We start from the raw sequence: 4517 nt of genomic DNA, 5'->3' as shown, positions 1-4517 counted from the left end.
CGCGTCGCCGCCCGGCCGGGCCGGCGGGTGGCGCCGCTGCCGGACGCGCCCCTCGTCCTCACCTTCAAGAGTGGACACCAGGCGGCGCTCGCCGCGGACGCCGGGGCCCGGCGGTTGGACCGCTACCGCGTGGAGATCCAGGGGCGCACCTTCCGCGAGCGCTACACGCGCGCCCTGCACGCCACGTCGGCCGCGAGGGAGGTGCTGGCGGACTCGGTGCGGGGCCTGCCCGGTGACCCCGACTTCACCGAGGATGCCACGGGCCTCTTCCTCCTGCCGGCGCCTCCCGCGCGACCGCCTCCCCCGAGGACGGACGCGGTGGACGGCGCGCTCCAGGCCTTCCTCTCCTTGACGGAGGGGGCGGGAGACGAGGAGCGGGCGCTGCGCGCCCTGACGCTGCACATGTTGGAGGGACACGCGCCCACGGTCTTCGCCCGGCGGGTGCTGGCGCCCGTCCTGGAGTCAGCGGTGGCCGCGCTGGCGGAGGTGCCCCTGACGCTCTCCTCCGAGCTGTCTCCCGACGTGGGCATGGCCCGGGTGGATGCCTGGTTCGTACGCCGCGAGCGCGGTCTGCCCCACGCCCCCCTGGACCCGCCCGTCCTCCGGGCCTACCTGGAGCACCTCGATACCGAGGGCCATGGCATCTACGCGTGGCTGCTGGGGGAGATCGCCGCCTCGTGTGGCCTGGACGTGCGCCTGTCCATCCCCGAGCGCGCCTTGCGCGGTGTGTCACGGCTGGCGGACCTCTACTGGCTCACGCACCTGTACCTGCTGGACACCCGCTACCTGCGCACCCCGCCGCGGGACTCGCGCGCGGTGGCGTGGACGGAGGAACTGCTGGTGGCCACGCCCTCCATCGTGGATCAGGGCCAGGTGGACCTGGCGGCGGAGGTGGCCTTCTGCCTCCAGTGCGTGGACGAGGTGGGAGGGGGTGCGCACGAGGCCCTCCTGTCGTTGCTGATCGCGCACCAACAGTCCGATGGACGATTGGGTGAGGGCGAGGGCGCCGCCCATGCCACCGCGGGGGCGCTGCTCGCACTCGCGGGCGCCGAGGAGCGCCAGTCGTTCCAAAAGTAGGGCCTTGTCGGACACCCTTTTTTCTCAAGACAGGAAAGGCTTTGCCCTCCGTGGGGTGTAGGAGGGCCCGACGGACGTTGAGCGCCGCACACCTGGCGGGGCGCAACGTCAACCGTTGGACGGGTTGGTTGTCGACTCACACACCTCTACGGCTTTCCTGGACTTCCCACCCATGCAGGGAACTCCCCAAGTGCGCACCGTGCCTCTTGCCCCGTCGCGGGGCGCTGAGCAGGGAGGCGAGCCATGGGTTTCACGTCTTTTCAGGGTCTGCGGAGTGGGACGGCGGGGCGTGGGGCGGGTCGGAAGATGATGGCTTGGGTGTTCACTTCAGCGCTTTCGCTGGTGGGTGCCACGGGCTGCGAAGTGCAGGAAGTGCCCTCCGAGGAGGAGGCGGCGCTCCAGACGCACGCGCAGGAACTCGAGGCCGAAAACGGCATGTCGTTCAACGGCCTGTCGCTCAACGGCCTGTCGCTCAACGGCCTGTCGCTCAACGGCCTGTCGCTCAACGGCCTGTCCACCACGGACTTCGCCAGCTGGTTCAACGGCGACCCGTCGAACAATAACCGGCTCATGCGCTACATGGTCCGCTGCGCGGTGCCCGCGGGCGAGAGCCGCACCTTCGTCAACCCGAACACGGGCACCACCTACACCTGGCCGGGCTCGCTGGGCCTGGCGCCGGACTGGGCGGGCGGCTCCCCGGCCTCCCTGGCGGAGCAGCAGGTCATCTCCGCGTGCCTGGCGGCCCACGCCAACAACTATGGGCTGAACATCTCCATCTCCGTGCTGGGCCGCGACTCGAAGGGGGCCAACATCCCCTACTCCTCCGAGGAGCTGTCGCACTTCGCCAAGCGCGAGTCCTGCTTCTTCGGCAACCTCTTCAACAACGAGGGCCTCTTCGCCGGCAACGACCGCAACGCGCTGGCCGACGACGAGAGCACCTCTCGCCCCTGCGGCCTCAAGGGCCACAAGGCGCTCTCCAACCCGGCCTGCTCGCAGGTGAAGCGCATCGGCCAGTGCGAGGACTTCTGCACGCTGGATGCCTCGGGGAACTTCTACACCCAGTGCTCCTACAACGGGGTGCAGTACAAGCCGCTCAACACCCGCATCCGCCAGTCGGACGTCCACCGCTGCGGCGATGGCGTCTGCCAGATGGGGGAGAGCTGCGGTTGGGGCATCACCGCCGACAGCTGCCTGATGGACTGCGGCACCTGCTCCAACTGAGCGGCGCCGGGCCTCAGGCCATCCGAGACAGCTCCTGGGACACTCCCCCGCGGCGCGTCACCACCATGGGCATGGGACCGCGGGGACGGAGGGTGACGTGGGGCTCGGGCTCCACGGGCACCCCGGGCACCCCGCGCAGGGTGAAGCGCTGGGCCACCATGGCGAGGATGAGCTGGGCCTCCATCATCGCGAAGTTGTTGCCGATGCACTGGCGCTGCCCACCGCCGAAGGGCAGGTAGGCCCAGCGCGGCCGGTCCTTGCTGTTCTCCGGCAGGAAGCGCGTGGGATCGAACCGCTCGGGCTCGGGCCAGAAGTCCGGGTGCCGGTGGGTGACGTAGGGGACGAGGATGACGATGTCCCCCTTGGGAATCCGGAAGCCGTCCACCACGTCGTCCTCCTGGGGCACGCGGGGAATGGCCCAGATGGGCGGGTAGAGGCGCATCGCCTCCTCGAAGACGCAGCCCAGGTAGCGCAGCTTCGGCAGATCCTCCACGGTGGGCACGCGCCCGCCGAGCTCCCGGTCCACCTCCGCATGCACCGTGGCCTCCACCTCGGGGTGCTGCTCCAACAGGTGGAAGGTCCACGCGAGCGAGGTGGCCGTCGTCTCGTGGCCGGCCAGCAGCAGCGTCATCACCTCGTCACGCAGTTGCGCGTCGTCCAGGGCGTCCTGGGTGTCCGCGTCGAACACCGCCATCAGCATGCCCAGCAGGTCCTTCGCGTCCGCCGTCCCCGCCGCGCGGCGCCGGGTGATGATGTCGTTGACGATGGAATCCAACGTGCCCACCGCCCGCTGGAAGGCGCGGTTCTTCTTCGTGGGCAGCCGGTAGAGCCAGGGCTGGTAGGGCAGGGGCGAGATGATGCGCTCGTTGGTGACCTCGAGCGCGGTGGTGAAGGCCTCGCCCAGGGTGTGCGTGTGCTCCTTCACGTCCGAGCTGAAGAGCGAGCGCACCACCACGGTGAGGGTCAGCTTCATCATCTCCTGGAAGAGGGGCACGGGCCCGCCACCGTCCACCGCGGGCGCCCACGTCTGGAGCCGCTCGGAGATGGTGTCCGTCATCATCGTGGCGAGCGAGGCCAGCCGCTCCTTGTGGAAGGCGGGCTGGGCGAGCCGGCGCAGGCGCTTCCAGAAGTCGCCCTCGGCGGTGAGCAGGCCATTGCCCACCAGGGGGCGCGTCTTGTCGAAGACGGTGCCCTTCGTGTAGCGGGCGCTCGCGTCGGCGAGCACGTGCTTGACGTGGTTGGGGTGGGTGAGCTGCTCCACCTGGACGTAGCCCATGCGAAAGCGCACCACGTCCCCGAATTGCTGGCGGGTCTTCAGGTACAGGCCGAGCGGGTCGCTCTGGCGCTGGAGCTGGTGGCCCCACAACCAGTGGCCCGGAGGCATGGGAGGCAGCGGTGCGGAGGTCGTCATGGCGGATGGGATTGTGTACGGCGCAGCGCGTCGTGGCCAGTTCATGGAGGGTGTCCCTCTCGGAGCGAAGCCATGAATACCCGGCGTGAAGTCATTGGTGTCCTGGGCTCGGGCAGGGAGGAGCACCGGGCCTGGGTGGAGCCGCTGGCGCGGTGGATTGCCGCACAGGGCTTCCACCTGCTGACGGGCGCGGGCGGCGGGGTGATGCGCGCGGCGGCCGAGGCCTTCGTGGCGGTGGAGGGGCGCGCCGGGCTCTCGCTGGGCATCGTGCCGGGGACGGTGGGGGAGGAGGGGTGGCGGCCGAAGCCGGGCTACCCCAATGAGGCGGTGGAGGTGCCCATCCTCACGCACCTGCCGCTGAGCGGCGCGCGGGGGACGGAGCCGATGAGCCGCAACCATCTCAACGTGCTCACCGCGCGGGCGCTGGTGGCGTTGCCGGGAGGCGCGGGCACGGTGTCCGAGGCGGTGCTCGCGCTGCGCTACGGCAAGCCACTCATCCTCTTCGGTCCGCGCGAGGCCTTCCACGCCTTCCCCGCGGAGCTGGAGCGGACGGAGGCGCTGGAGCGGGTGTGCGCGTTTCTCCTCGCCGCGCCGCACCCGGGGCCTTCGGGGTCGGGCTGAGCCCTGGAAAAAAAGACGCCCACGGCACCGGGCGAGGAGCAAACCGGTGCCATGGGCGCTGCGCGCGGGGAAACGCGCGCTCCTGTGCTGCGACTGCGTGATTGCCTTACTGCGAGACGGGGACGAGCGTGTCCACCTGGGCGGTGCCGGTGTAGCTGGTGGGCGTGTTGAGGAAGCCCTTGAGCTG

The 4517-nt window shown here is 70.3% G+C and carries 4 protein-coding genes; 3 read left to right on the top strand and 1 reads right to left on the bottom strand.

What is annotated here, in order from left to right; translation table 11 throughout:
- The coding region (locus VF794_RS38390) for a DUF6895 family protein (RefSeq protein ID WP_331118439.1) at positions 1-1077 on the top strand (1077 nt) is incomplete at its 5' end.
- A 309-nt stretch (positions 1078-1386) separates the two neighbouring features.
- Positions 1387-2298, top strand: a complete 912-nt coding sequence (locus VF794_RS38385) for a hypothetical protein (protein WP_414641013.1) — start codon at positions 1387-1389, stop codon at positions 2296-2298.
- Positions 2299-2311: 13 nt separating this feature from the next.
- On the opposite strand, the gene VF794_RS38380 is transcribed toward VF794_RS38385, so the two are convergent.
- Positions 2312-3709 carry a cytochrome P450 gene (locus VF794_RS38380; RefSeq protein ID WP_331118435.1) on the bottom strand — a complete coding sequence of 466 codons (1398 nt, stop codon included), beginning with the start codon at positions 3707-3709 and terminating at the stop codon, positions 2312-2314.
- Between the two features lie 72 nt (positions 3710-3781).
- On the opposite strand from VF794_RS38380, the gene VF794_RS38375 reads away from it, so the two are divergent.
- Positions 3782-4330 carry a molybdenum cofactor carrier protein gene (locus VF794_RS38375; RefSeq protein WP_331118433.1) on the top strand — a complete coding sequence of 183 codons (549 nt, stop codon included), beginning with the start codon at positions 3782-3784 and terminating at the stop codon, positions 4328-4330.
- Positions 4331-4517: the final 187 nt, after the last annotated feature.

Origin of the sequence: Archangium sp., assembly GCF_036389735.1 — a bacterium.
In the GTDB taxonomy this organism is placed as follows: Bacteria; Myxococcota; Myxococcia; order Myxococcales; family Myxococcaceae; genus Archangium.
This window is presented reverse-complemented; position numbering and strand designations above follow the sequence as displayed.